21 protein-coding genes and 1 pseudogene are annotated in these 25011 nt (G+C 70.4%); 10 read left to right on the plus strand and 12 right to left on the minus strand.

The genetic code is table 11. From position 1 onward, the window contains the following. Positions 1-163 precede the first annotated feature (163 nt). Both serS and OG444_RS19225 read left to right on the plus strand, forming a co-directional pair. Complete coding sequence (gene serS, locus OG444_RS19220) at positions 164-1441, plus strand: serine--tRNA ligase (RefSeq protein ID WP_327263322.1); 1278 nt, start codon at positions 164-166, stop codon at positions 1439-1441. Beyond that, positions 1438-2250, plus strand: coding sequence for an HAD family hydrolase (locus OG444_RS19225; protein ID WP_327263323.1), 813 nt, complete (start codon positions 1438-1440; stop codon positions 2248-2250). The genes serS and OG444_RS19225 overlap by 4 nt, the downstream gene beginning before the upstream one ends. 151 nt (positions 2251-2401) lie before the next feature. Here the strand turns inward: OG444_RS19225 and OG444_RS19230 are convergent, their stop codons facing one another. Then, a complete protein-coding gene (locus OG444_RS19230; RefSeq protein WP_327263324.1) occupies positions 2402-2950 on the minus strand; it encodes a hypothetical protein in 549 nt (182 codons plus the stop codon). A 162-nt stretch (positions 2951-3112) separates the two neighbouring features. On the opposite strand from OG444_RS19230, the gene OG444_RS19235 reads away from it, so the two are divergent. Both OG444_RS19235 and OG444_RS19240 read left to right on the plus strand, forming a co-directional pair. Further along, on the plus strand, positions 3113-4108 hold the full coding sequence (locus OG444_RS19235) for a sensor histidine kinase (RefSeq protein WP_327263325.1): 996 nt from the start codon (positions 3113-3115) through the stop codon (positions 4106-4108). Between the two features lie 10 nt (positions 4109-4118). Continuing rightward, entirely contained in the window at positions 4119-4775 is a 657-nt protein-coding gene (locus OG444_RS19240) for a response regulator transcription factor (RefSeq protein ID WP_327263326.1), read from the plus strand. Positions 4776-4793: 18 nt separating this feature from the next. Here the strand turns inward: OG444_RS19240 and OG444_RS19245 are convergent, their stop codons facing one another. The 5 genes from OG444_RS19245 to OG444_RS19265 form a co-directional block, all read right to left on the minus strand. After that, complete coding sequence (locus OG444_RS19245; RefSeq protein ID WP_327263327.1) at positions 4794-5429, minus strand: rhomboid-like protein; 636 nt, start codon at positions 5427-5429, stop codon at positions 4794-4796. Between the two features lie 82 nt (positions 5430-5511). Then, positions 5512-6231: an ABC transporter permease gene (locus tag OG444_RS19250; protein WP_327263328.1), complete on the minus strand. Its 720-nt coding sequence runs from the start codon at positions 6229-6231 to the stop codon at positions 5512-5514. Positions 6232-6246: 15 nt separating this feature from the next. Beyond that, positions 6247-7158: an ABC transporter ATP-binding protein gene (locus OG444_RS19255; RefSeq protein WP_327263329.1), complete on the minus strand. Its 912-nt coding sequence runs from the start codon at positions 7156-7158 to the stop codon at positions 6247-6249. Beyond that, the gene (locus OG444_RS19260) at positions 7155-8042 is read right to left on the minus strand and encodes an ABC transporter permease (RefSeq protein ID WP_327263330.1); all 888 of its coding nucleotides are present in this window, start codon (positions 8040-8042) and stop codon (positions 7155-7157) included. The genes OG444_RS19255 and OG444_RS19260 overlap by 4 nt, the downstream gene beginning before the upstream one ends. Further along, positions 8032-9021, minus strand: coding sequence for an ABC transporter ATP-binding protein (locus OG444_RS19265; RefSeq protein ID WP_327263331.1), 990 nt, complete (start codon positions 9019-9021; stop codon positions 8032-8034). The genes OG444_RS19260 and OG444_RS19265 overlap by 11 nt, the downstream gene beginning before the upstream one ends. A gap of 217 nt (positions 9022-9238) precedes the next feature. Between OG444_RS19265 and OG444_RS19270 the strand changes: the two genes are divergently transcribed. From OG444_RS19270 to OG444_RS19285, 4 genes and pseudogenes are all read left to right on the plus strand, one after another. Further along, positions 9239-10108, plus strand: a complete 870-nt coding sequence (locus tag OG444_RS19270) for a M24 family metallopeptidase (RefSeq protein WP_327263332.1) — start codon at positions 9239-9241, stop codon at positions 10106-10108. Between the two features lie 5 nt (positions 10109-10113). Further along, complete coding sequence (locus tag OG444_RS19275; protein ID WP_442810766.1) at positions 10114-11904, plus strand: SDR family oxidoreductase; 1791 nt, start codon at positions 10114-10116, stop codon at positions 11902-11904. Between the two features lie 38 nt (positions 11905-11942). Continuing rightward, positions 11943-12110: pseudogene (locus OG444_RS19280) on the plus strand (metal-dependent hydrolase); the annotation flags it as partial. Positions 12111-12120: 10 nt separating this feature from the next. Continuing rightward, positions 12121-13035 carry a MerR family transcriptional regulator gene (locus OG444_RS19285; protein WP_327263333.1) on the plus strand — a complete coding sequence of 305 codons (915 nt, stop codon included), beginning with the start codon at positions 12121-12123 and terminating at the stop codon, positions 13033-13035. A 152-nt stretch (positions 13036-13187) separates the two neighbouring features. On the opposite strand, the gene OG444_RS19290 is transcribed toward OG444_RS19285, so the two are convergent. Beyond that, entirely contained in the window at positions 13188-14033 is an 846-nt protein-coding gene (locus tag OG444_RS19290; protein WP_327263334.1) for an aquaporin, read from the minus strand. A 134-nt stretch (positions 14034-14167) separates the two neighbouring features. Here OG444_RS19290 and OG444_RS19295 point away from each other — a divergent pair, with 134 nt between their 5' ends. Next, entirely contained in the window at positions 14168-14707 is a 540-nt protein-coding gene (locus OG444_RS19295; protein WP_327263335.1) for an RNA 2'-phosphotransferase, read from the plus strand. Positions 14708-14844: 137 nt separating this feature from the next. Here the strand turns inward: OG444_RS19295 and OG444_RS19300 are convergent, their stop codons facing one another. After that, positions 14845-15750, minus strand: a complete 906-nt coding sequence (locus tag OG444_RS19300) for an LLM class flavin-dependent oxidoreductase (protein WP_327263336.1) — start codon at positions 15748-15750, stop codon at positions 14845-14847. Between the two features lie 107 nt (positions 15751-15857). On the opposite strand from OG444_RS19300, the gene OG444_RS19305 reads away from it, so the two are divergent. After that, positions 15858-16745: a Cof-type HAD-IIB family hydrolase gene (locus tag OG444_RS19305; RefSeq protein ID WP_327263337.1), complete on the plus strand. Its 888-nt coding sequence runs from the start codon at positions 15858-15860 to the stop codon at positions 16743-16745. A gap of 55 nt (positions 16746-16800) precedes the next feature. On the opposite strand, the gene OG444_RS19310 is transcribed toward OG444_RS19305, so the two are convergent. The 4 genes from OG444_RS19310 to OG444_RS19325 all read right to left on the minus strand — a co-directional run bounded on the left by OG444_RS19310 (position 16801) and on the right by OG444_RS19325 (position 24839). Beyond that, the gene (locus OG444_RS19310; RefSeq protein WP_327266858.1) at positions 16801-18492 is read right to left on the minus strand and encodes a GAF domain-containing sensor histidine kinase; all 1692 of its coding nucleotides are present in this window, start codon (positions 18490-18492) and stop codon (positions 16801-16803) included. 192 nt (positions 18493-18684) lie between these two features. Beyond that, the gene (gene cydD, locus OG444_RS19315) at positions 18685-22257 is read right to left on the minus strand and encodes a thiol reductant ABC exporter subunit CydD (RefSeq protein ID WP_327263338.1); all 3573 of its coding nucleotides are present in this window, start codon (positions 22255-22257) and stop codon (positions 18685-18687) included. A 56-nt stretch (positions 22258-22313) separates the two neighbouring features. Beyond that, positions 22314-23315, minus strand: a complete 1002-nt coding sequence (gene cydB / locus OG444_RS19320; RefSeq protein ID WP_327263339.1) for a cytochrome d ubiquinol oxidase subunit II — start codon at positions 23313-23315, stop codon at positions 22314-22316. An 18-nt stretch (positions 23316-23333) separates the two neighbouring features. Beyond that, entirely contained in the window at positions 23334-24839 is a 1506-nt protein-coding gene (locus OG444_RS19325) for a cytochrome ubiquinol oxidase subunit I (protein ID WP_327263340.1), read from the minus strand. Positions 24840-25011 lie beyond the last annotated feature (172 nt).

The raw sequence follows: 25011 nt of genomic DNA on the forward strand, positions 1-25011 counted from the left end.
ATTCTGCCCCTTTTCGGGGAATGGACCCGCTTTTATCGACGCCGGAGCAAAGGACACTTCCGGTCGGCCGTCAAGACTTATCCATTCGTTGCAATTGGGACATAGCGACACGCAGCGTGATATCGGTGTGATCCCAGGAACCCCAGCCCGGTAGCCTGGAGGGGTGATTGACCTCCGGCTGCTCCGTGAAGACCCTGACCGTGTCCGCGCCTCGCAGCGCGCCCGTGGAGAGGACGTCGAACTCGTCGACGCACTCCTCTCCGCCGACGAGCGCCGCAGGTCCTCCGGCGTGCGCTTCGACGACCTCCGCAATGAGCAGAGGTCGCTCGGCAAGCTCATTCCGAAGGCCTCTCCGGAGGAGCGGGCCGAGCTGCTGAAGAAGGCCGAGCAGCTCAAGCAGAACGTCAAGGCGGCCGAGGCCGAGCAGAACGAGGCCGACGAAGCCGCCAAGCGGCTTCTCCTCCAGCTCGGCAACATCGTCCACGAGGACGTCCCGGTCGGCGGCGAGGAGGACTTCACCGTCCTGGAGACGCACGGCACCGTCCGCGACTTCGCCGCCGAGGGCTTCGAGCCCAAGGACCACCTGGAGCTCGGCGAGCTGCTGGGCGCCATCGACGTCGAGCGCGGCGCCAAGGTCTCCGGTTCGCGCTTCTACTACCTGACCGGTGTGGGCGCCCTGCTGGAGCTGGCGCTGGTCAATGCGGCCATCGCCCAGGCCACCGAGGCCGGCTTCATCCCGATGCTGACCCCGGCGCTGGTCCGCCCGCGCGCCATGGAGGGCACCGGCTTCCTCGGCCAGGCCGCCGAGAACGTCTACCACCTGGAGAAGGACGACTACTACCTGGTCGGCACCTCCGAGGTCCCGCTCGCCGCGTACCACATGGACGAGATCATCGAGGCCGACAAGCTGCCGCTGCGGTACGCCGGCTTCTCCCCGTGCTTCCGCCGCGAGGCCGGTACGTACGGCAAGGACACCCGCGGCATCTTCCGCGTCCACCAGTTCGACAAGGTCGAGATGTTCTCGTACGTCGCGCCGGAGGAGGCCGAGGCTGAGCACCAGCGTCTCCTGGAGTGGGAGAAGCAGTGGCTGACCAGCCTGGAGCTGCCGTTCCAGGTGATCGACGTCGCCACCGGTGACCTGGGTGCCTCCGCCTCCCGCAAGTTCGACTGCGAGGCGTGGATCCCGACGCAGGGCAAGTACCGCGAGCTGACCTCGGCCTCGAACTGCAACAGCTTCCAGGCCCGTCGTCTGTCGATCCGCTACCGCGACGGCAAGAAGACCCAGCCGCTGTCCACGCTGAACGGCACCCTGTGCGCCGTGCCGCGCACCATCGTCGCCATCCTCGAGAACCACCAGCAGGCCGACGGTTCGGTACGTGTGCCGCAGGCGCTCCGTCCGTACCTCGGCGGCCGCGAGGTCCTGGAGCCGATCGCCAAGTGAGCCCGGCCCCGTTCCCGTACAAGCTCGTCGCGACCGACCTCGACGGCACGCTGCTGCGTGGCGACGACACCGTCTCGGAACGCACGCGTGAAGCGCTCGTCGCGGCCACCGCGGCGGGCGCGGCGCACATCGTCGTGACCGGCCGGGCCGTGCCCTGGACCCGGCACGTACTGGACGACCTCGGCTACAAGGGGATCGCCGTCTGCGGGCAGGGCGCGCAGGTCTACGACGCAGGCGCGCACCGGCTGCTGACCTCGGTGACCCTGGACCGGCAGCTGGCCGGTCTGGCACTGTCGAAGCTGGAGGCCGAGATCGGCCCGCTGGCCCTCGCGGCCAGCCGGGACGGGGTGGACGGCGAGGTCCTGTTCGGGCCCGGTTACCAGGTGCAGGAGGGCCTCCCGGCCATATACCTGGACGACACCAAGGCGCTCTGGACGGCTCCGCTGAACAAGCTCTACATCCAGCACCCCGAGCTGGACGACGACACGCTCGTCAAGGTGGCCCGCTCGACCGTGGGCAGCCTGGTCGACATCGTCATGGCGGGTCCCGGCATCGTCGAGATCCTGCCGCTGGGCCTGACCAAGGCCACGGGCCTGTCGCTGGCCGCACGCCGGCTGGGGGCGAAGGCGGCGGAGACGATCGCCTTCGGTGACATGCCCAACGACATCCCGATGTTCGGCTGGGCCGCGCACGGGGTGGCGATGGCCAATGCCCATGCGGAGCTCAAGGCCGTGGCCGACGAGGTGACGACCTCCAACGAGGAGGACGGCATCGCGGTGGTGCTGGAGCGTCTGCTGGGCGCAGCGTAGGGCGTAAGCCGCAAGGCGTACGAGGGAGGAGAGGTCCGGGACGGCCCGCGCCGCAAGGCGCGCTCGAAGTGGCTGCCCCGGACCTTTTGTTGCTCCCCGCACCCCTCACTCTGCACCCGGCGCAGGTCGCTTACCAGCGAATTTCCGTGCATCAGCCGTGGATCCGACGGCGGCGCCAGTAGGCGGCGGTCACCAGGGCGAGGAGCGGCCCCCAGAGCACGAGGGGTGCGTAGCAGACGGTCATGAGCCACCAGCCGGCCCCGGTGGGTGCGCCCGGCGCCGCCATGCTCGTATTCCAGTGGAAGGCGGCCAGGACGGTGACCAGGGTGACCGCGACGGCTCCCAGAGCAGCCGGTACGACCGCCGCGAGGGTCGGGATCCGGCGACCGCCCAGCCAGGGGATCCAGCGCGGCACCACCTCGCCCCAGCGCTGTACGAGACCGAGGCTGAGGAGGCCGAGGCCTTCGGCGAAGAGGCTGAGCGCCACCAGGTAGAAGGACCACCTGCCGGGGAAGAGTTCGGCCTCCAGTCCACTGCCGGCCCCCCAGCCGACGGGTATGCCGACCGCGATGGCCACCCTCCACAGGCCGCTGGGGGCGAGGGTGAGGGCGGCCGCGTGGGCGGCCCAGCGGATCGGCCGGCTGACGACGGGTCCGGCCGGGGTGGCGGAGGCGGGGGCGGGGGCTGTGAGCGTGGCCATGGTCCAAGTCCTTTGCATGAGGCGGTCGGTGATGCCTCAAGCCTGGCCGGGCAGAACCTCCGGGACCATCTGCCGATCAGCGGGCCCGTGGTGGCGCGGCCCGGGCCGGCTCTGCCGAACGGCAGATGCTCCGGCCGCTCGTGCGCTCGTAGGGTCGGCCTCATGACCGTGAACACGCGTGCTGTTTATGCTCCGTTGCTCGCTCTCGCGGCGGTCGGTGGGCTCCTCGCCTCGTTCCTGGGGGTGCCCGCGACGTGGGTGCTGCTCTGGGTGTGCCTGCTGCTGCCGCTGCTGGGCCTGGTGGCCCGCTGGTCCCCGGTGCGTTCGGGGGCCGCCGCCGCCTCGCTGGGCGTGGCCGCCGTCGCTCTCTGGCCCCTCCCGCTGATGTGGGAGGCGGCGTCCTGGCTGGAGGCCTGCGGGGCGGCGGCGTTCTGGGCGTTGCCGGCGCTCGGGGCCCTGGCCGCCGGCGGGTATCTGCGCCGGCAGGCGAGCCGGATGCGGCAAGCCGTCCGGGACGGCCGGCGCGACCAGCAGCTGGAACTGGCCCGGGACCTCCACGACTTCGTGGCACACGATGTGAGCGCCATCGTGGTGCAGGCGCAGGCGGCCCGGTTCGTGGCGGACAAGGACCCCGAGCAGGCGGTCCGCGCGCTGGAGCGGATCGAGGCGGCGGGGCTCGGGGCACTGGCCTCCATGGACCGGACGGTGCACGCGCTGCGGGAGGCGGCCGGAGCGCGGTCCGCCTCCGTCCCCGGGACCTCCGAGTTGCCGGGGCTGGTGGAACGCTTCGAGGGCGGGGTACTGGAGGCCGATCCGGCGGCGGTCCGGGGGTTGTCGCGGGAGGCGGACACCACCGCGTACCGGGTGGCCGTCGAGGCCCTGACGAACGTACGCCGGCACGCGCCCGGAGCAGGACTGGTACGGGTGCGCCTGCACCGGGCCGCCGGGGGGATCGAGCTGAGCGTGGCCAACTCCGCACCGGCCCGGGGCGCGGGCGGACTGCGGGGACTGGGACTGCGGCGACGGAGCGGCACCGGGCTGGCCGGGCTGCGCGCCAGGGTGGAGGCCGCCGGCGGCACGCTGCGGGCCGGGGCGAGTCCCGACGGAGGCTGGCGGGTTTGCGCCGTCTTCCCGGCGCAGGAGCAGCCCCTCGGGTGATCATGGCGGCGTGACCACACGCATTCTGATCGCCGATGACCAAGAGGACATACGCAGCGGCTTCCGGCTGATCCTCGACTCGCAGCCGGACATGACCGTGGTGGGGGAGGCCGCGGACGGGGAGAGCGCGGTGGCACTGGCCCGGGAGCTGCGGCCGGACGTGGTGCTGGCGGACATCCGGATGCCGCGGCTCGACGGGCTGGAGGTGACCCGCCTGCTGGCCCCGCAGACGCGGGTGCTGGTGGTGACCACCTTCGACCTGGACGAGTACGTGCACACCGCGCTGCGCAACGGTGCCTGCGGCTTTCTGCTGAAGCGGTCCGGGCCGGCGCTGCTGATCGAAGGGGTGCGGTCGGCGATGGCGGGGGACACGCTGATCAGTCCGCAGATCACGGTGCGGCTGCTGAGCCGGCTGACGCAGGCGGGTCCGGTCGCCCGGCCCGCGGCGCATCCGCTGACGGAGCGGGAGGTGGACATCGTGCGTCTGGTGGCGCGGGGACTCACCAATGCCGAGATCGGCGCGAAGCTGTTCATCACCGCGGGGACGGCCAAGACCCACATCGCGAACGTGCAGGCCAAGCTCGGGGCACGGAACCGGGTGGGAATCGCCTCGTGGGCGTGGGAGCACGGCGTCGCGAAACCGGAGGCAGAGGCGGACACCTCCTGATTCGGGCCTGCGTCTTCGTCATGTTTCACGTGAAACAACGTGGCGGGTGAGCGGCCACGCGAGCAGACCCACCGAGAGCGCTATGGCGTGACCGAGGTCCGTGAAGGTGCCGCCGGTGGTCAGTGGGATCCCGAAGAAGGCGATCACTCCGGCCAGGTAGAGCCATTTCCAGGGTCCGGGGATCCGGTAGGTGAGGACACCGATGGAGGCGGCGAGCCCGTAGCTGACGCCGATGTCGACGACATGGGTCATGCTCTGCGGGGCCCGGTGGTCCTGGATGGCCGTCAGGAGGACCTTCTGGCTGACCAGTGTGGCGACCACATGGGCGGTCGCGACGATCAGGAGCCAGCGCAGGGTGCCGAGCCAGCGTTCGACGGGGGCGTGGAACAGCTCGAAGAGGACGGCGTAGAGGGCCAGCGAGGCCGGGTCCGCGATCCAGAAGGCGCTGCTGACGAGTGCCCGGACGGGGTACTTCACGAGCTGGGTGATGTTGCTGCTGTTGCGGTGCAGCAGGACCCGGTCGATCTGGTCGGGCGCGATCGCGACGATGATGCTGGTGACGGCGATGATCAGCAGCCAGATGTGCGTTCCGGGCGAGGACCGTATCCAGGACCGCAGTGGCCTGGACGGCTCCGGCTCGGTGTGCGCGACCATGCACCGATGATGACGCGCGAACCTGTGCCCCGCCCGGCCGGTGGGCCGGGCGGGGCACAGGTTCGCAGCGCCGCGCTGGGGCCTACTCCTCGCCGGCCAGGGTGAGGCGGCGGAGCTTCTGGCCCGCGTAGACGGTGGCGCCGACGGTGACCGCGCAGAGCAGGATCGCGGCGGTGGGCAGGCCGACGGTGGCGTCGACGTACCCGTTCCCGGCGACCTTCTCGGCGACGGACAGCGCCCACTGCTGGACGCTGAGGGTCTTGGCGCCGGAGACCAGGCTGCCGAAGAGCGACTCCCAGATCAGGGCGTAGACGAGGCCGAAGACGACCGCGTGCCGGCTGACGGTGCCGAGCAGCAGGAACAGCGCGCTGTAGGCGATCGAGGCCACGAGGGCGGCGATCGTGTAGGCGACGGCGATCTGCTGGCCGTTCCCGTTGAGGATGAAACCTGCGATCAGGGTGGGGATCGCGGAGAAGACCATGGTGACGGAGATCGCCACGATCAGCTTGGTCATGATGATCGTCGGGCGCTTCACCGGCTTGGCGAGCAGGTAGACGATGGAGCCGTCGTCGATCTCCGGCCCGATCGCTCCGGTGCCGGCGATGACACCGATCAGCGGAACCATGGTGGCGAGGGCGAAGCCCCCGAGGAGGTCGGCCGCGACCTTGTCGTCCACGCCGACGAAGGCACGGACGACGAGTGCGATGACGATCAGCAGGGCGGGCAGCGCAAAGAGGATCAGGGCGCGGCGCCGGCCGAGCAGGGCCCGGTAGGTGAGCCGGGCAACGGTGGGTTCGTACATGGGTGCCAGCTCCTTTCAGGCCGCGACGAGGTAGGAGAAGACCGACTCGAGGGACTCGTCGGAGGGCGAGACCGTCAGCAGCCGGATGCCGTGTTCCCGGGCCACGCGGGGCAGCAGCTCGGTGAAGCGGCCGAAGTCGACGGCCTGGATGCGCAGCGCGCCTTCCTTGAGGTCGACCTCGATGCCCGCGGTGGAAGGGTCGGCGATCAGGGCCGCGGCGAGGACCCGGTCGTCGGAGGAACGGATGACGTAGCGGTGCGGGCGGTCCGTCATCAGGCGGCGGATCTTGCGGAAGTCGCCGGAGGCTGCGTGCCGGCCGGCCACGACCACCTCGATGTGCGAGGCGAGCTGCTCGACCTCCTCCAGGATGTGGGAGGAGAACAGGACGGTGCGTCCCTCGTCGCCCATGCGCCGCAGCAGGTCCATGAGCTGCATGCGCTGGCGCGGGTCCATGCCGTTGAACGGCTCGTCGAGGAGCAGAACGGACGGGTCGTGGACGAGGGCGGAGGCCATCTTCACGCGCTGGCGCATGCCCTTGGAGTACGTGGAGATCTTGCGGTCCTGGGCGTACTCCATCTCGACGGTGGCGAGCGCCCGCTGGGCGGCCGCGTCGTCGAGGCCGTGGAGTTCGGCGTTCGCGACGACGAACTCCCGGCCCGTGAGGAAGTCGTACATGGCCTCGCGCTCGGGCACGACGCCGATCTGCTTGTAGACCTGCTCGTTCTGCCAGATCGGCGCGCCGTCGAGGGTGACGGTGCCCGTGGAAGGAGCGAGGAAGCCGCCCATCATGTTGATGAGGGTGGACTTCCCGGCGCCGTTGGGGCCCAGCAGCCCGGTGACGCCGGGGCCGATGGTCATGGTGACGTCGTTGACCGCGACGACGTTCCCGAACCAGCGGGAGGTGTGGTCGATGGCGATGGTGGTCACAGCCCGGCCTTCCGGTAGCGGGCCATCAGGGCGGCGTAGGAGCCGGCGATGAGGCCGAGGACGACGAGCAGGTAGACGACGCCGATGGCGGCCGAGGGTCCCTGGCCGCCGGGGAAGATGGAGTCCGCGTTCAGGAACGCGGTCTGCACGCCGTCGATGAGGGTGATCGGGGCGAACAGGCCCATCCAGTCGATGGCTCCGGTGTTCCCGGTGCTGTAGGAGATCCCCTGGACCGCGGTCACCGCGCCGTAGGGGATCAGGAGCACCGCGATGATCGCGGCGACGCCGAACCCGCGGCGGGGGGTGAGTGCGGCCATGACCAGTCCGAGGCCGGAGAAGAGCAGCGACAGCAGCAGAACCGACACGAGTCCCTGCCCGAATTCCTTGGTCTGGTCGGCGAAGTCGAACTTCGCGAGGAGCGAGCCGATCCACATGATCAGAAGCGGGGTCGCGGTGAGGATGAACAGGGCCGAGGCCATGGCCGCGTACTTGGCCAGGACGTAGTCGACGCGCTCGATGGGCCGCGAGAAGTACAGCGGCACCGTCTTGAAGCGCAGGTCCCGCGAGACCGACTGCGGCGCCTGGGAGGCGAGGAAGAGACCGATGATCACCTGGGTGGTCATGGCGTACGTCGTGTACTTGATCGGCAGGTCCGTGGAGCCGGGTACCGCGATGGCGACCGCGACGATGATCAGCGCGGGCACGCACATCACCGCGAAGAGGAGCATCGGGAGGACCTTGGACTTGGCGGAGCGGCCGAGTCCGTAGGCGCCGCGCAGGGACTGAGAGAACAGCGACTTGCGGGCGTAGGCGCGGCCGAGCCGGGGTCCGTCGTAGGACCGGTAGCCGATGTTGTGGATCTGGGTCGAGGTGTCAGGCGCCATCGGAACCGGCTCCCTTCTGCTGGACGGTGGGCGAGGGCTGGTCGTTGTCGCGGAAGACCTCCGCGATGTGGTGACGGCGCTGCTCCATGCGGACCAGACCGATGCCCAGGTCGGCGACGGTGTCGCGGACGGTGTCGTACGTCTCCTCGCCCGTGGCCTCGACGAGGAGGATGTGGCCGGCGCCGGGCAGGCCCTGCTCCTCCCCGGCGTGCAGGGTGACGCCGGCCTCCGTGAGCGCCTTGCGCAGGGCGGCGGTGCCGTCCGGGTGGGCGTCGGAGTCGGTGACCTCGACCGCGAGGGTCGTCGTGATCTGGGTGAAGTCGCTGGTGGAGCTGGAACGCAGCAGCTTGCCGCCGTCGACGACGACCACGTGGTCGCAGGTCCGTTCCAGCTCGCCGAGGAGGTGGGAGGTGACCAGGACGGAGATGCCGAAGTCCGTGTAGATGCGGCGGATCAGGCCGAGCATCTCGTCGCGGCCGACCGGGTCCAGGCCGTTGGTCGGCTCGTCGAGGAGCACCAGCTGGGGGTCGTGGACGAGGGCCTGGGCGAGCTTGACGCGCTGCTTCATGCCGGTGGAGTAGCCGCCGATGGGGCGGTAGCGCTCCTCGTACAGCCCGACGTGGCGCAGGGTGTCGGCGGTGCGCTCACGGGCCGCGGTGGGCGGCAGCCCGGACATGCGCGCCATGTGGACGACGAACTCGGTGGCCGAGACGTCGGGTGGCAGGCAGTCGTGCTCGGGCATGTACCCGACGCGTTCACGGATGGCGCTGCCATGCGTGCGGACGTCGAGGCCGAGCACGGCGGCGCTGCCCTCGGTGGCGGGGGACAGTCCCAGCAGAATTTTGATCAGCGTGGACTTGCCGGCTCCGTTGGCACCAACGAGGCCGGTTACACCAGGCCCGATGTCCAGGGAGAGCCGGTCGAGGGCGGTCACTCGGGGGTACCGCTTGCTCAGGCTTTCGGTCGCGATGACAGTCACGGGTTCGACGTTAGTGGCGCAGCTCTCGCGAAACGTCAGACCTTGAGCTGGATCCCGTCTCAGCCTTCAGGCGTACATGCCCGTACTGGAGGCTGATGTGAACCCGACAACTTTGTCCACAGGTCCGTGCACGACCCTTGACGTGATCTCCGGTCATTGTCACATTCATCAGTGTCAACTTACGGGCGCGTACGGCTACACGGATGGACGGGCTGACATGGCTGGGGACACCAAGCAACGCACCGCGCGACTCTCCGGACGACCCTCCGCCGACCTGAGCGGGTTCAGAGAGGTGCAGCGCCTCTCGTACGAGTGCGCCGAGGCCGTCGCGGCCCAGCTGCGGCCCGGAGTGACCGAGCGCGAGGCCGCGCGCATGCAGCGCGAGTGGCTGCGGGAGCGCGGAGTGCGGGACTGGTTCCACCTGCCCTTCGCCTGGTTCGGGGACCGCACCGCCTTCGCGGACTTCAGGATCCCGCTGCAGTTCTTCCCCACCAACCGGAGGCTGGAGCCGGGGATGCCGTTCATCCTCGACATGGCGCCGGTCTACAAGGGGTACTCGGCCGACATCGGCTATTCCGGCAGCCTCGGGCTCAATCCGGTGCAGGACCGGCTCATGTCCGATCTCCAGGCGCACCGCGTGCTGATCCTGGAGCAGGTGCGCGAGGGCCGCTCCCTGCGTGAGATCTACGAGAACGTCGAACGGCTGATGACCCGGCAGGGGTACGCCAACCGGCACCGGGCCTATCCCTTCGGCGTCATCGCGCACAAGATCGACCGGGTCAAGGAGCGGCGCTGGTCGCCGACCGCGTTCGGATTCGGCACCCAGTCCCTCAAGGGCCTGGCCAGTGACGCCCTGCACGGGCACCGCGAGGGCTGGTCCCCGCTGTGGAGCCCCTACCACTTCTCCGACCATCCGCCACAGCCCGGCCTGTGGGCGGTGGAACCGCACCTCGGCTTCAGGGGCACGGGTGCGAAGTTCGAGGAGATCCTGGTCGTCACCGACTCCCGGGACCCCGAGGAGAGCGCGTTCTGGCTGGACGACGATCTGCCGCACGTGCGGCGCTGGGCCGAGGAGAAGGCAGCATGAGCGACATGAGCGGCATGGACGGAGCAGGAACGGTGGAGCCGACGGGTGCGCGCGAGCGCCGGGTGAGCACCGGCGGTGTCGAGCTGTGTGTCGTGGAGCTCGGCGAGACGGGCCGGCCGACGGTGGTGCTGGTGCACGGCTATCCGGACAGCAAGGAGGTCTGGTCGGAGGTCGCCGAGCGGCTCGCGACGCGCTTCCACGTGGTCCTCTACGACGTACGCGGCCACGGGCGCTCCACCGCGCCGCAGCCGCTCCGCGGCGGCTTCACCCTGGAGAAGCTGACCGACGACTTCCTGGCGGTGGCGGACGCGGTCAGCCCGGACCGGCCCGTGCACCTGGTCGGCCACGACTGGGGCTCCGTACAGGGCTGGGAGTTCGCGACGGTCGCCCGCACCGAGGGCAGGATCGCCTCCTTCACCTCGATGTCGGGGCCCTCCCTCGACCACTTCGGGCACTGGATCAAGAAGCGGATGGCACGGCCCACCCCGCGAGCCGCAGCGCAACTGCTCGGCCAGGGCGCCAAGTCCTGGTACGTCTACATGCTGCACACCCCCGTGCTGCCTGAGCTCGCCTGGCGCGGGCCGCTCGGCAAGCGGTGGCCGGCGATGCTCGAGCGCCTCGAGAAGGTTCCGGCCGGCTCCTATCCGACGGCCTCGCTGCCTTCGGACGCGGCCCACGGCGCCTGGCTCTACCGCGACAACGTGCGACCGCGGCTGCGCCGGCCGCGCCCCGACGCCTACGCCCACGTACCGGTTCAGCTGATCACCCCGACCGGGGACGCCTTCCTGTCCGAGCGGCTCTACGACGGCCTGGAGCGGTGGGCCCCGGACCTGCTGCGGCGGACCCTGCCCGCAAAGCACTGGGTTCCCCGGACCCGGCCCGACCAGCTGGCCGTCTGGATCACCGAGTTCGTCACCGACCGGGAGGAACCCGCGACGCGGGCGCCCGAGCAGAAGGCCCCGGGCAAGTACGCCGACCGCTTCGCGGGGCAGTTGGTCCTGGTCACCGGCGCGGCCAGCGGTATCGGCCGGGCCACGGCCTTCGCCTTCGCCGAGGCCGGGGCCCGGGTGGTGGCCGTCGACCGGGACGCCGAAGGCGCGGCGCGCACGGCCGACATGGCCCGCCTCGTCGGCGCCGCCGAGGCCTGGGCCGAGTGCGTGGACGTCAGCGACGAACAGGCGATGGAGAAGCTCGCGGTGAAGGTCGCCGCCGAGTACGGAATCGTCGACGTCCTGGTCAACAATGCCGGGATCGGTCTGTCCGGGGCCTTCCTCGACACCACCGCCGAGGACTGGAAGAAGGTCCTGGACGTCAATCTGTGGGGCGTCATCCACGGCTGCCGGATCTTCGGGAAGCAGATGGCCGAGCGCGGTCAGGGCGGGCACATCGTCAACACCGCCTCCGCCGCCGCCTACCTGCCCTCCCGGACCCTGCCCGCCTACAGCACGTCGAAGGCCGCCGTGCTGATGCTCTCCGAATGCCTGCGCGCGGAACTGGCCTCGAAGTCGATCGGCGTCTCCGCGATCTGCCCGGGCATCGTCAACACCAACATCACCGCCACCTCGCGCTTCGCCGGTGTGGACGAGGCCGAGCAGAAGCGCCGCCAGGAACGCTCCTCGCGGCTGTACGGGCTGCGCAACTTCCCGCCGGAGAAGGTCGCCGACGCGATCCTGCGGGCCGTCGTGCGCAACGAGGCCGTCGTACCCGTGACTCCCGAGTCGAAGGGCGCCCTGTGGATGTCCCGCTTCGCGCCGCGCACGCTGCGGCGCATCGCGAGGCTGGAGCCGAAGTTGTGAACGGGCCCGCGCCGGATGGCCTTCGACCGGAACCCGACGGGCTGCTGCCCACGTGGAGAGAGCGCGGCACGGCCATACCCCGCTCCTTCCGGCGGTCGTACCATCCCTCGCAGGAGGGCTCGCTGCGCAGGGCGGTCGAGTGCCTTGCGGCTTCACCTGCCGCCCGGGCCGCGGCGGGCGCGGTCGGCCGAGCCGCGATGTCGTAGGGAGCCGGGATTGTCCGATCAGGCGGTAGCCGAATACCGGATCGAGGATCTGGCACACCACAGCGGAGCGACGGTGCGCACGATCCGGGCGTACCAGGACCGTGGTCTGCTGCCGAAGCCGGAGCGGCGGGGCCGTTCCAACGTCTACCGGGACACGCATCTGGCGCGACTGCGCCAGATCGCGGACCTGCTGGACCGCGGATACACCCTGGCCTCCATCAAGGAGCTCCTGGAGGCCTGGGACGCGGGGCGCGGTCTGGGCGGCGTACTGGGGCTGGTCGCCGAGGTGCACGGGCCGTGGACCGACGAGGAAGCGGCCCGGATCAGCCGGGAAGAACTGAACGAGCGGTTCGGCGGCCGCCCGGACGACGAGGCGGTGGACGAGGCCTGCGGGCTCGGGGTGCTGGAGCGGATCCCGGGACGCCCGGACCAGTTCCTGGTGCCCTCCCCGCAGGAGCTGGCGGTGGCCGCCGAGCTGTACGCGGCAGGGGTGCCGCTGACAGCGATCACCGGCCACCTGCGGGAACTGCGTGGGCAGGTGGAACACATCGCCTCGCGGTTCCTGGAGTTCACCACCGAACACGTCTTCGCGCGCTACCTCGGGCAGGTGCCGCCCACCGACTCGGACGCGGCGGAGGCGGCGACGATGGTGCGGCGGCTTCGGCCGTTGGCCCAGCAGACCGTGGACGCCGAGCTGGCGCGGGCGATGCGACTGTTCGCGACCCGGCACCTCCAGCGACACCTGGGAGCGGCCGGCGCATCGGGACCGACCGGGCCCTCGCCGGTGGCCCTGCCGGCCGGAACGGTACGTGCCGTGCAGGAGCTGGTGGGCGCCGACCATGTGGCGGAATTCGTCCGGGCCGCGACGGAGCGGGAGCTCCAGGCCCGGACGATGAACGATCTGGCGCGCCGGGGCGAGCGGTGATGCCGGAAGGAGCGATTACGGCGGAGAGAGCGATTACGGGGGGTCGCGCTTAGTCCACAGGTTCCACAGGGCGGATCACGCGTTTGACGTCAAAACCCGCCCAAACGGCTGTGGACAAGTCACCTTTTCCTGTGGGCAACTGAGATGCCGTCTCACCCGATGGCCTCGTAGGCCGCCCTTGCGGGGCTCGGTCCGTCCACCGGTCCGGCCTCCGGCAGGACCGCCGGAACGGTCGTCTCGACCGTCACGGTCGCCGTCGCGGCCACCGTTGCCGCCACGGGCGCCGGCGTCGGCTTCTGCTTCGCGGCCCGGCCGGACCGGCGCCCGTACAGGAGGGCGGCCAGGGCCAGGCCGAGGATCGCGCCGGCCAGCTGGGCACCGATGAAACCGGGCAGCGACTGCGGAGCTATGCCGGTGAAGGAATCACTGAAGCTGCGCCCGATGGTTCCGGCCGGATTGGCGAAGGAGCCGGACGAGGTGAACCAGATCGCGGCAGCGAGGTACGCCGCGACCGCCGCCGGGATGAGCCTGGGGCGCCCGATGTGCCCGAGGCCCTGGATCAGGAGGACGAGACCTGCGGTGGCGACGACCTCGCCGATGAGCAGGTGACCGCCGTCGCGCACCTGCGTGGCGAAGGCACCCGGCGTCCGGCCGAACATGACTTCCGCCAGGAGGGCTCCGCCGACGGCTCCGGCGCTCTGGGCCGCGGTGTAGACGAGTGCCTCGCGGCCGCCCAGGCCCTCGCCGCCGGTGCGCCGGGACCACCAGGAGCTGAGGGTGACCACCGGGTTGAGGTGGGCGCCGGAGAGCGGCCCGAAGAGGGTGATGATCAGCCCGAGGCCGATGGCCGAGGCGAACGAGTTGGCGATGAGGGCGACACCGGTGTCGGGGCTGAGCTCGGCGGCCTTGAGCCCGGAGCCGATCACAACGGTGAGCAGACCGGCGGTACCGATCAGCTCGGCAGCGGCACGGCGTGACAGTGAGGGTTGGGCTGTCATGGTTTCTCCCCCTGAACAGAAGTGGAAGTGGAAAATATATTCCGCATCTTGGAAGAGCGATAGAGGGTGTCCACCGCCGGGCCGTCCCCGAAAATTCCCTGCCCCGGGGCCGCCCGACCGGGCACGCTGGAGCCATGGATGAAAGACGCACCGTGAAGGTGTCGAAGTACGTCTCGAAACACCTGCGACACCAGCCGGAACGGATCGGACTGGTGCTCGACCCCCAGGGCTGGGTGGAGATCGACGATCTCCTGCACGCGGCGGCCTCACACGGCTTCCCCTTCGACCGCGCCGAGCTCGACCACGTCGTCGCCGCCAACGACAAGCAGCGGTTCGCGGTCGACGGCACCCGGATCCGGGCCAACCAGGGGCACACCGTGGCCGTGGACCTGGACCTTCCGGAGGCCGAACCGCCCGCGTACCTCTACCACGGCACCGTCGCCGCCGCCCTGGACCCGATCCGTGCCGAGGGGCTGCACCCGATGGCCCGCCACCACGTGCACCTGTCCCCCGACCGGGAGACCGCGACCCGGGTCGGCGCGCGACGCGGACGGCCCGTCGTCCTCAGCGTGGACGCGGGGGCGATGCGTGCGGCCGGGCACGTATTCAGGGTCAGCGCCAACGGGGTGTGGCTGGTGGACGCCGTACCACCGCAGTTCCTGCGCTTCCAGTAGTACGGGGTCATGCGTCCGGGGCACCGCAGTTCACGCAGAGACCGTCCGGCCATCCCCCTGATGTGTGAGCCACCCGGGGATCCGCGGGGTCGTCGCCACTTCCGCCGGGGAGCGGCGACGACCGGACGAGCGGCGGATCAGTTGCCGATCTGAGCCAGGGCCTCGGTGGCGATCTTCTCGAACACGGCCTCGTCGGAGGCGAAATCGGAGTCCGGGATCGGAGCGTGGATCACCAGCTCGGTGAAGCCCAGCTCGCGGTGGCGGCCGGCGAAGTCGACGAAGCGGTCCACGGACTCCAGCACGCTGTTGGCCTCCGGCGTGAACCCGGTCAGAAGGATCTTCTCCACGGGCTCGGGGTCCCGCCCGATCTCCAGGAAGATCTTGCCCAGTCGTTCGAGCTGCCCGCGCAGGGCCTCGCGCGACTGCTCGGGCGTGCCCTCGTCGAAGAGCTTCGGGTCACCCGTGGTCACCCAGGCCTGGCCATGGCGTGCGGCGAGCCGCATACCGCGCGGCCCGTTCGCGGCGACCGCGAACGGCAGTCGCGGCCGCTGCGCACAGCCGGGGATGTTGCGGGCCTCCACGGCGGAGTAGAAGGTGCCCTCGTGGCTCACCGAGCCCTCGGTCAGCAGCTGGTCCAGCAGCGGCACGAACTCGGCGAAGCGGTCGGCGCGCTCACGCGGGGACCAGGCCTCCTGGCCCAGCGCCGTCGCGTCGAAGCCGTTGCCGCCGGCACCGATGCCGAGGGTGATGCGGCCGCCGGAGATGTCGTCCAGGCTGATGAGGTCCTTGGCGAGGGTCACCGGGTGCCGGAAGTTCGGCGAGGTGACCAGCGTGCCCAGGCGCAGCCGCTCGGTGGCGGTGGCCGCCGCGGTCAAGGTGGGCACCGCCCCGAACCACGGGCCGTCACGGAACGTCCGCCAGGACAGGTGGTCGTAGGTATAAGCAGTATGGAATCCGAGCTGCTCAGCCCGGAGCCACTGATCGCGGCCCCCCTCGTGCCATCGACGTACCGGAAGGATCACCGTGCTCAGACGCAGACTCATGCTTCGAGCCTACGGTGAGCCGATGTTTCACGTGGAGCGCCGGTGTTTCACGTGAAACATCGCCCGAGGTGACAGCGTCCCCGCCCATGGTCAGGACGCCCCCGCCCATGGGCGAAGATGGAGCCGTGACCTCGGCTCCCCAGCGCCCGGACGGGCCAACCCCCACGCCCCGGCTCATCGCCACCGACCTCGACGGCACCCTGCTGCGCGACGACAAGTCCGTCTCGCCACGCACCGTCGCCGCACTCGCCGCCGCCGAGGAGGCCGGAATCGAGGTCTTCTTCGTCACCGGCCGCCCGGCCCGCTGGATGGATGTGGTCAGCGACCATGTCCACGGCCATGGCCTCGCGATCTGCGCCAATGGCGCCGCGGTGGTCGATCTGCATGCCGGACGTGAATTCGTGCAGGTGAGGTCCCTCCCGCGGCCGGCCGCACTCGCCGTCGTCGATGCCCTACGGGCCGCGGCACCCGGCACTTCGTTCGCCGTGGAGCTGACCACCGGTATCAACTATGAGCCGGCGTACCCGCCCTTCTTCAAGGATCCGGGTGCCAGGGTGGCCACCGCCGAGAAGCTGCTGCACGAGGACACGGATGAAGACGCCGCGCCCGTGCTCAAGCTGCTGGCACACCACGCCGAGCTGGCCCCGGACGAGTTCCTGATGCTGGCGCGCTCCGCCGCAGGCGAGTACGCGTCGATCACCCGCTCCAGTCCGACCTCCCTGCTGGAAGTCAGCGGGCCGGGTGTGTCCAAGGCCAGCACCCTGGCGCTGTGCTGCGCCGAGCGCGGCATTTCCCCGGCCGAGGTCGTGGCCTTCGGGGACATGCCGAACGACGTGGAGATGCTGAGCTGGGCGGGCACCTCGTACGCGATGGGCAATGCCCACCCCGATGTGATCGCGGCCGCGTCCGGACGTACGGTCGCCAACAACGAGGACGGGGTCGCCCTCGTCATCGAGCGCATCCTGGCCGAGCGGACGGCGCAGCAGCAGGCCTGATCCGAAAGAGGACGCCCCCGGGTTCCGGTCCGGACGGTCTTCGCCGGGTCGGGATCTAGACGGCGGGCTGGAGCGGGGCCTCCCACCGCACGGTGGTCCCGCCGCCGTCCTCGCCGATGCCCGGACCGTACGAACTCGAGCCGCCCAGCGACTCGGCCCGTCGGCGCAGGTTCCGCAGCCCACTGCGGCGGCCTCCCTCGGGGATGCCCACCCCGTCGTCGGCGACCTCCAGCCGGACCCCGGGCCGGCCGTCGGCGAGCGTGACGGTGGAGTCGAGGACCACTTCGATCCTGGTTGCCTCGGCATGACGGAAGGCGTTGGACAGGGCCTCGCGCAGCGCGGCGATCAGGTTCTTGCCCACCAGCTCGCCGACGACCGCGTCGATCGGGCCGAGGAAACGGTGCGCGGGCTTGAAGCCCAGGGGCACGGCAGCCATGTTGATCTCCCTCAGCACCCGGGTGCGCAGCCCGGACGGGGCCTCCGCCGGACCCTGCTGCAGGGCGAAGATCGCGGTGCGGATCTCCTGGATCGTCACGTCCAGTTCGTCCACGGCCTTGCCCACGCCGTCGCGCACCTCGGGGACGATGGACCGGCGCTGGGCGCCTTCCAGCATCAGTCCGGTGGCGAAGAGCCGCTGGATGACCAGGTCGTGCAGGTCGCGGGCGATCCGGTCGCGGTCCTCGAACACCGCCAGCCGCTCGCGGTCGCGCTGTGCCTCGGCCATCATCAGGGCGAGCGCCGCCTGCGAGGCGAACTGTGTGGCCAGAGTCCGCTCGGCCTCGGTGAAGGGGCGGCCGCCGCGGGCCCGTGGGGTCACCAGGGCTCCCAGCACCCGACCGCCGCTCTGCAGCGGCAGCATCATGCAGGGGCCGTACTGGCTGGTGAGCCTGCTGATCGTGCGGGGGTCGGAGGCGGCGTCGTCCACGAAGACCGGCTCGCCCTCCAGCAGTCTGTCCACCACCGGGCTCTCGGCCGGGATCACCACCCCGAGCGAGGTGGCCGGGTTCTCGGCGGAGACGGCGACGATCTCCATCCCGCCCTCCTCGGCGGGCAGCATGACGATCCCTGCCGCGGAGTCGGCCAGCCGGCGGGCCTGTTCGGCGACCACCGCGAGGGCGTCATCGGCGTCCCCGCCGGACAGGAGGGCGGTGGTCACGGCCACCGAACCGTCGATCCACCGCTCGCGCTGGGTGGCGGCCTCGTACAGCCGGGCGTTGCCGATGGCGATGCCCGCCTCGGTGGCCAGAACCCGGACCATGTGGAGGTCGTAGTCGTTGAACTCGCCGCCGTCGTTCTTCTCGGTGAGGTAGAGATTGCCGAAGATCTCGCCCTGCACCCGGATCGGCACCCCGAGGAAGGTCCTCATCGGCGGGTGGTGCGGCGGGAATCCCGCCGAGCGCGGGTCCTGCGTCAGATCGGCGAGCCGCACGGTGTCCGAGTGCGAGATCAGGGCCCCGAGCAGGCCCCGCTTCCCGTCGGGACGGTGTCCGATCCTCCGTGCCTGAGCGGGGCTGATGCCGTGGGTGACGAAGTCCGAGAGGCCGCGGCCCTCCGTGTCGACGACGCCGATCGCCGCGTAGCGGGCGTCCGCGAGTTCGGCCGCGGTTTCGCAGATGCGGTCCAGTGTGGAGTGCAGCTCCAGCCCGGTCCCGACCGACCTCATGGCCTCCAGCAGTTGCGGTACGCGGGCCGTGAGCTCGGTGGACAGGCCGTGCAGACTCCTGGTGGCCTGGGTGGCGGCCACCAGCGGGTCCTGCGCCGCGGTCGCTCCCTGCGTCGCCGGAGTGCCAGGAGTCTCCCGGGTTCCCAAGGTTTCCGGGCTTCCCGGGCTTCCCGGGCTTCCCTGCGATGGATCCGATGGATCCGACGGATCCGACGGGGGATCCGGCGATTCCTGCGGCTGCTGCACTGACATGGTCCTGAGACTAGTTAGTCCCGATTAGCGGGGAAAGTTGGCCAAAGTCCCGTCCGTTGCCCTTTCGCGCTCCAGCAGCCGCCGCAGCGGCCCTTCGGCGACGGCCAGCTCCGCGTACGCGCCGCGCTGCACGACCGCACCGCCGTCCAGCACGAGCACCTCGTCGACCGCCTCCAGGCCGGCCAGCCGGTGTGTGATCAGCACGGTGGTCCGGCCCTCGGTCGCGGCCAGCAGATCCGCCGTCAGGGCGTCCGCCGTGGCCAGGTCCAGGTGCTCGGCCGGCTCGTCCAGAACCAGTACGGGGAAGTCCGCGAGCAACGCCCGGGCCAGGGCCAGCCGCTGGCGCTGACCGCCCGAGATCCGCTCCCCGTGCTCGCCGACCAGCGTGTCCAGCCCCTCCGGAAGTCCGTCGGCCCACTCCAGCAGCCGGGCCGCGGCCAGTGCCTCCCGCAGCTGCTCCTCGCTCGCCCCGGGCCGGGCCAGGCGCAGGTTCTCCCGTACCGAGCTGTCGAAGATGTGCGCGTCCTGGGCGCACAGGCCCACGAGGGCCCGTACGTCGTCGCCGTCGAGCGTGCGCGCGTCTTTTCCGCCCAGGCTGTAGGTGCCTGCGGCCGGGTCCAGGAATCGGAGGAGGACCTGGGCCAGGGTGGTCTTGCCGGAGCCCGAGGGACCGACGACGGCGATGCGCCGGCCGGCCTCCAGGGTCAGGTCCAGATCGCGCACCGCGGCACGTTCCTGCCCGGGGTGGCGGGCGGTGAGCCCCGTCAGACGCAGCGGGAACGGCGAGGCGGGGGCCGCGGCGGCGTGCTCCGGCTCCATGACCGGGACCGGCGCGTCGATGACCTCGTAGACCCGCTCGGCGCTACGGCGCACCCGCTGGCGGTACTGGACGGCGAGCGGAAGCCCGTTCACCGCCTCGAAGGCGGCCAGCGGTGTCAGGACCGCGACGGCCATGGCCACCCCGGACAGCCGTCCGTCGTACACGGCGTTCGCGGCGACGGCCGCGGCGGCCACGACAGTGAGTCCGCACACCAGGGCGGAGAGGCCGCTGCCCAGCCCGGCCGCGGCCGAGCCCCGTGCGGCGATGTGCGTCAGCAGGCCGTCGCTCTCCCGCGCCCGGCCCTTGCGGTCCTCCAGCGCGCCGGCCACGGTCAGCTCCGCGGTCCCGGTGAGCAGATCGGCCACCCGGGTGGCGAGTTCGCCCCGGGCGGGCGCGAGCCTTCGCTCCGCACGGCGGGCGCAGGCCCCGCTGACCAACGGCACCGCGATACCGGCGGCGAGCAGTCCGACGGCGAGCACGGCTCCGGCCTCGGGCAGCAGCCAGGTGGTGAAGGCGACCGAGCCGGTTCCGACGAGCACGGCCGTGCCGACGGGCAGCAGCCAGCGCAGCCAGTAGTCCTGCAATGCGTCGGCGTCGGCCACCAGCCGGGCCAGCAGGTCACCGCGCCGGTGCTCGCGCAGCCCGGCGGGCGCGATGCGCTCCAGTCGGCGGTACACGGAGACCCGCAGGTCGGCGAGCATCCGCAGCACGGCGTCGTGCGAGACGAGCCGCTCCGCGTACCGGAAGACGGCGCGGCCCATTCCGAAGGCCCGGGTGGCCGTGACGGCAACCATCAGGTAGAGCACGGGCGGCTGTTCCGAGGCCCGCGAGATCAGCCAGCCCGACACGGCCATCAGGCCGACGCTGCATCCGACGGCCAGCGCGCCGAGCAACAGACCGAGCCTGAAGCGTCCTTGCCATGCCTTCGCGACGGCCCGCACCCGGCGCAGCGGATCACCGGCCGCCACCGAGCCGGCGCCCTTCCCGCGACGGGGCCGTGCCTGTTCGGGAGCGGCACCGAGGATCCACTCCCCGGCGTCCCGGCCACGGCCGTCGGGGGACCGGAGCCCGGCGCCGACGGGGGAGGCGACGCGGCGGGGGAGCAGCCGCTCCGCCGACGGTCCCTCGGGGGCGCAACCCGCCTCGATCACCGCCACCCGGTCCGCGACCGCGAGCAGCGCCGGCCGGTGCACGACCAGCAGCACGGTCCGTCCCGCGGAAAGCCGGCGGACCGCGTCCACGATCCCCGCCTCGGTCCCGCCGTCCAGCGCCGCCGTCGGCTCGTCCAGGAGCAGCACCGGCCGGTCCGCGAGGAACGCGCGCGCCAGGGCCAGGCGCTGCCTCTGTCCGGCGGACAGTCCCACACCACCCTCGCCCAGCGGGGTCTGCACCCCGTGCGGCAGCGCGGTCACGAACTCCCAGGCCCCGGCGTCCTTCAACGCCTCGGTCACCTGCGTGTCCGAGGCGCCCCTACGGGCCAGCCGTACGTTCTCGGCGATCGTCCCGGCGAACAGGTGCGGCCGCTGCGGCACCCACGCAATCTGCTCCCGCCAGTGCTCCGGCGACAGCTCTGCCAGGTCCACGCCCGCGACCCGGACCCGTCCTGCGGTCGGTGTCACGAACCCCAGCAGCACCTGGAGCAGCGTGGACTTACCCGCTCCGCTCGGGCCGGTGAGGGCCACGCACTCCCCCGGACCGACCGTCAGCGAGACCGGCCGGGGCGATTCCTCTCCCCGGCCCTCGTAGCGGACGGCGATGCCTTCGATCTCGATGCGCAGGGGAGCACCGACCGGCAGCTCGGCCGTGCCGGCCGGCCTCGTGGCGGGGGTCTCCAGAACCTCGAAGATCTCCTCGGCGGCCGCCAGTCCTTCGGCGGCGGCGTGGTACTGGGCGCCCACCTGCCGCAGCGGCAAGTACGCCTCGGGCGCCAGGATCAGGATGACCAGGCCCGTGTAGAGGTCCAGTTCGCCGTGGACCAGCCGCATGCCGATGGTCACGGCCACCAGTGCCACCGACAGGGTCGCCAGCAGTTCCAGCGCGAAGGACGAGAGGAAGGCGATGCGCAAGGTCCGCATCGTCGCGCGCCGGTAGTCGTCGGTGATCTTGCGGATCGATTCGGCCTGCGCCTTGGCCCGGCCGAAGACCTTCAGGGTGGGAAGCCCGGCCACCACGTCGAGGAAGTGACCCGACAGCCGCGAGAGCAGCCGCCACTGGCGGTCCATCCGGGACTGGGTGGCCATGCCGATGAGGATCATGAACACGGGGATCAGGGGCAGCGTCACCACGATGATGGCCGCCGACACCCAGTCCTCGGTGACGATACGGGCGAGCACCGCCACCGGCACGACCACCGCGAGCCCCAGCTGGGGCAGGTAGCGGGAGAAGTAGTCGTCGAGGGCGTCCACACCGCGGGTGGCCAGTGAGACCAGCGATCCGGTCCGCTGCCCGGTGAGCCATCCGGGCCCGAGCTCGGCGGCCCGGTCCAGCAGCCTGCCCCGCAGCTCCGACTTGACCGCGGCGCCCGCCCGGTGCGCGGCCAGTTCCGTCAGCCAGGCGATCAGCCCGCGTCCGAGCGCCACCGCCGCGAGCAGCAGCAGTGGCGTACGGAGCTCCCCGGCGTCGAGCCCCCGCTCGAAGGCGCCGACCACGATCTCGGCGATGAGCATGGCCTGACCGACGACCAGTCCCGCCCCGGCAAGACCCAGGGCCACCACAGCCCCCAGGAAGAGGCGGGTGGAACGGGCGTACCGGAGCAGGCGCGGGTCGATCGGTTTCACGTGAAACATCCCCTCGGGGAGGTCAGCCGGACAGGCAGGTCATACGTCGCGGGGACTCAGTGCACATCGACGATGTGCTGCGTCCCGATCCGCTTGCGGAACACCCAGTACGTCCAGCCCTGGTAGAGCAGCACGAGCGGGGTGGCCACGGCCGCACACCAGGTCATGATCTTCAGGGTGTACGCGCTCGACGACGCGTTGGTGACCGTGAGGTTCCAGGCGGGGTCCAGCGAAGACGGCATGACGTTCGGGAAAAGCGTGAGGAACAGCATCGCGACGGCCGCCGCGATGGTGACCCCGGACAGTGCGAACGACCAGCCTTCGCGGCCCATCTGGTTGAAGGCGAGTGCCCCGACCAGCGCCAGCACCGCGACGATCATCGCGATCAGGCTCGTTCCGTCCCCGCGTGACACCTGCGTCCAGATCAGGAAGACCAGGGCCAGTACGGCAGTGACGGCACCCAGCCGGGTCGCCAGCCTGCGCGAGCGGTCCCGGATGTCACCGACGGTCTTGAGCGAGGCGAAGACCGTGCCGTGGAAGGTGAACAGGGTGAGCGTGACCAGTCCGCCGAGGACCGAGTAGACGTTCAGCAGGTCGAAGAAGGTGCCGACGTACTCCATGTCCGCGTCGATCTTGACCCCGCGCACGATGTTGGCGAAGGCCACGCCCCACAGGAACGCGGGGATCAACGAGGTCCAGAAGATCGCGTGTTCCCAGTTGGTCTGCCACCTGTCCTCGGGGCGCTTGTGCCGGTACTCGAAGGCGACGCCACGGATGATGAGGCAGATCAGGATGAGCAGCAGCGGCAGGTAGAAGCCTGAGAAGAGGGTGGCGTACCAGTCGGGGAAGGCGGCGAAGGTGGCCCCGCCCGCGGTGAGCAGCCAGACCTCGTTGCCGTCCCACACGGGCCCGATCGTATTGATCAGAACCCGCTTCTCCGTGCGGTCGCGGGCGAGCAGCTTGGTCAGGACGCCGACTCCGAAGTCGAAACCCTCCAGGAAGAAGTAGCCGGTCCACAGGACGGCGATGAGTACGAACCAGACATCGTGGAGTTGCATGGTGTGCGCTCCTCGGCCTCAGTACGAGAAGGCCATCGGCCGGTCGGGGTTCTTGTCGTCCCCACCGATCTTGGTGGGCGGGTTGAGATCTGCCTCGGTGAGTTCGGGCGGTCCGGCCTTGACATACTTGATCATGAGCCGGACCTCGATCACGGCCAGCACCGCGTACAGGAGCGTGAAGCCGATCATCGAGGTGAGCACCTCGGCCTGGGAGACGTGCGGTGAGACCGCATCCCTGGTGCGCAGGACCCCGTAGACCACCCAGGGCTGGCGGCCCATCTCGGTGAAGATCCAGCCCCAGGAGTTGGCCATGAGCGGGAAGCCCATGGTCCAGAGCGCGACGATCCAGTAGAGGTTGGCGAACTTCGGACTCAGCGGCTTCTTGAAGAGCACCAGGTGCGGGACCTCGTCCTCACCGGTCCGCAGCCCGGCCGGCAGCAGGAAGCGCTTGCGGGTCAGCCACAGACCCAGTGCTCCGATGCCGAGGGAGGCCATGCCGAAGCCGATCATCCAGCGGAAGCCCCAGTAGGCGACGGCGATGTTGGGCCGGTAGTCGCCGGGACCGAACTTCTCCTGCTGGGCCTTGTTGACGTCGTTGATGCCCGGGACGAAGGAGGTGAAGTCGTCGTTGGCCAGGAAGGACAGCAGGCCGGGGATCTCTATCGCGACCTTGTTGTGGCCCTTGTCGACGTCCCCGTAGGCGAAGACGGAGAAAGGCGCGGGCGCCTCGCCGTCCCACAGCGCCTCCGCGGCGGCCATCTTCATGGGCTGCTGCTTGTACATCACCTTGCCGAGCAGGTCGCCGCTGATCGCCGTGCCCATACCGGCGATGATCATGACGATCAGGCCCAGGCGCAGCGAGCTCCGCATCACGGGGACGTGCTTCTTGCGCGCCAGGTGATAGGCGGATATCCCGGCCATGAACGCGCCGCCGACCAGAAAGGCGGCCGTGATGGTGTGGAAGAACTGGGTGAGCGCGGTGTTCTGGGTCAGCACGAGCCAGAAGTCGGTGAGCTCGGCCCGGCCCCGCTCCTCGTCGATGCGGTATCCGACGGGATGCTGCATCCAGGAATTGGCCGCCAGGATGAAATAGGCGGACAGGACGGTGCCCATGGACACCATCCAGATGCAGGCCAGGTGGATCTTCTTCGGCAGTTTGTCCCAGCCGAAGATCCACAGACCGATGAAGGTCGACTCGAAGAAGAAGGCGATCAGCGCTTCGAAGGCGAGGGGGGCTCCGAAGACGTCCCCGACGAATCGCGAGTAGTCGGACCAGTTCATGCCGAACTGGAACTCCTGGACGATGCCGGTGACGACACCCATCGCGATATTGATCAAGAAAAGCTTTCCCCAGAATTTCGTGGCCCTGAGGTACTTCTCCTTCTCGGTGCGCACCCATGCGGTCTGCAGGCCGGCCGTGAGCGCGGCGAGGGAGATCGTCAGGGGTACGAAGAGGAAGTGATAGACGGTGGTGATGCCGAACTGCCATCGCGCCAGAGTCTCCGGCGCCAAAGCTAGGTCCACGTCCTCGTCTCCTTCGCGTCGCCGTGGTCACGCGGCACTCTGCCTGGTGTGCCCCACCCAATACGGGAGCAAGTAGGACACGCTTGTGAACGCGTTCACATTCACAAGCATTATGTCGCACCACTCTCGGCCACCTTCGGGCGGGGTACCCCTCTAGCCAATTGATTCAACA

The organism is Streptomyces sp. NBC_01232, assembly GCF_035989885.1.
GTDB lineage: Bacteria > Actinomycetota > Actinomycetes > Streptomycetales > Streptomycetaceae > Streptomyces.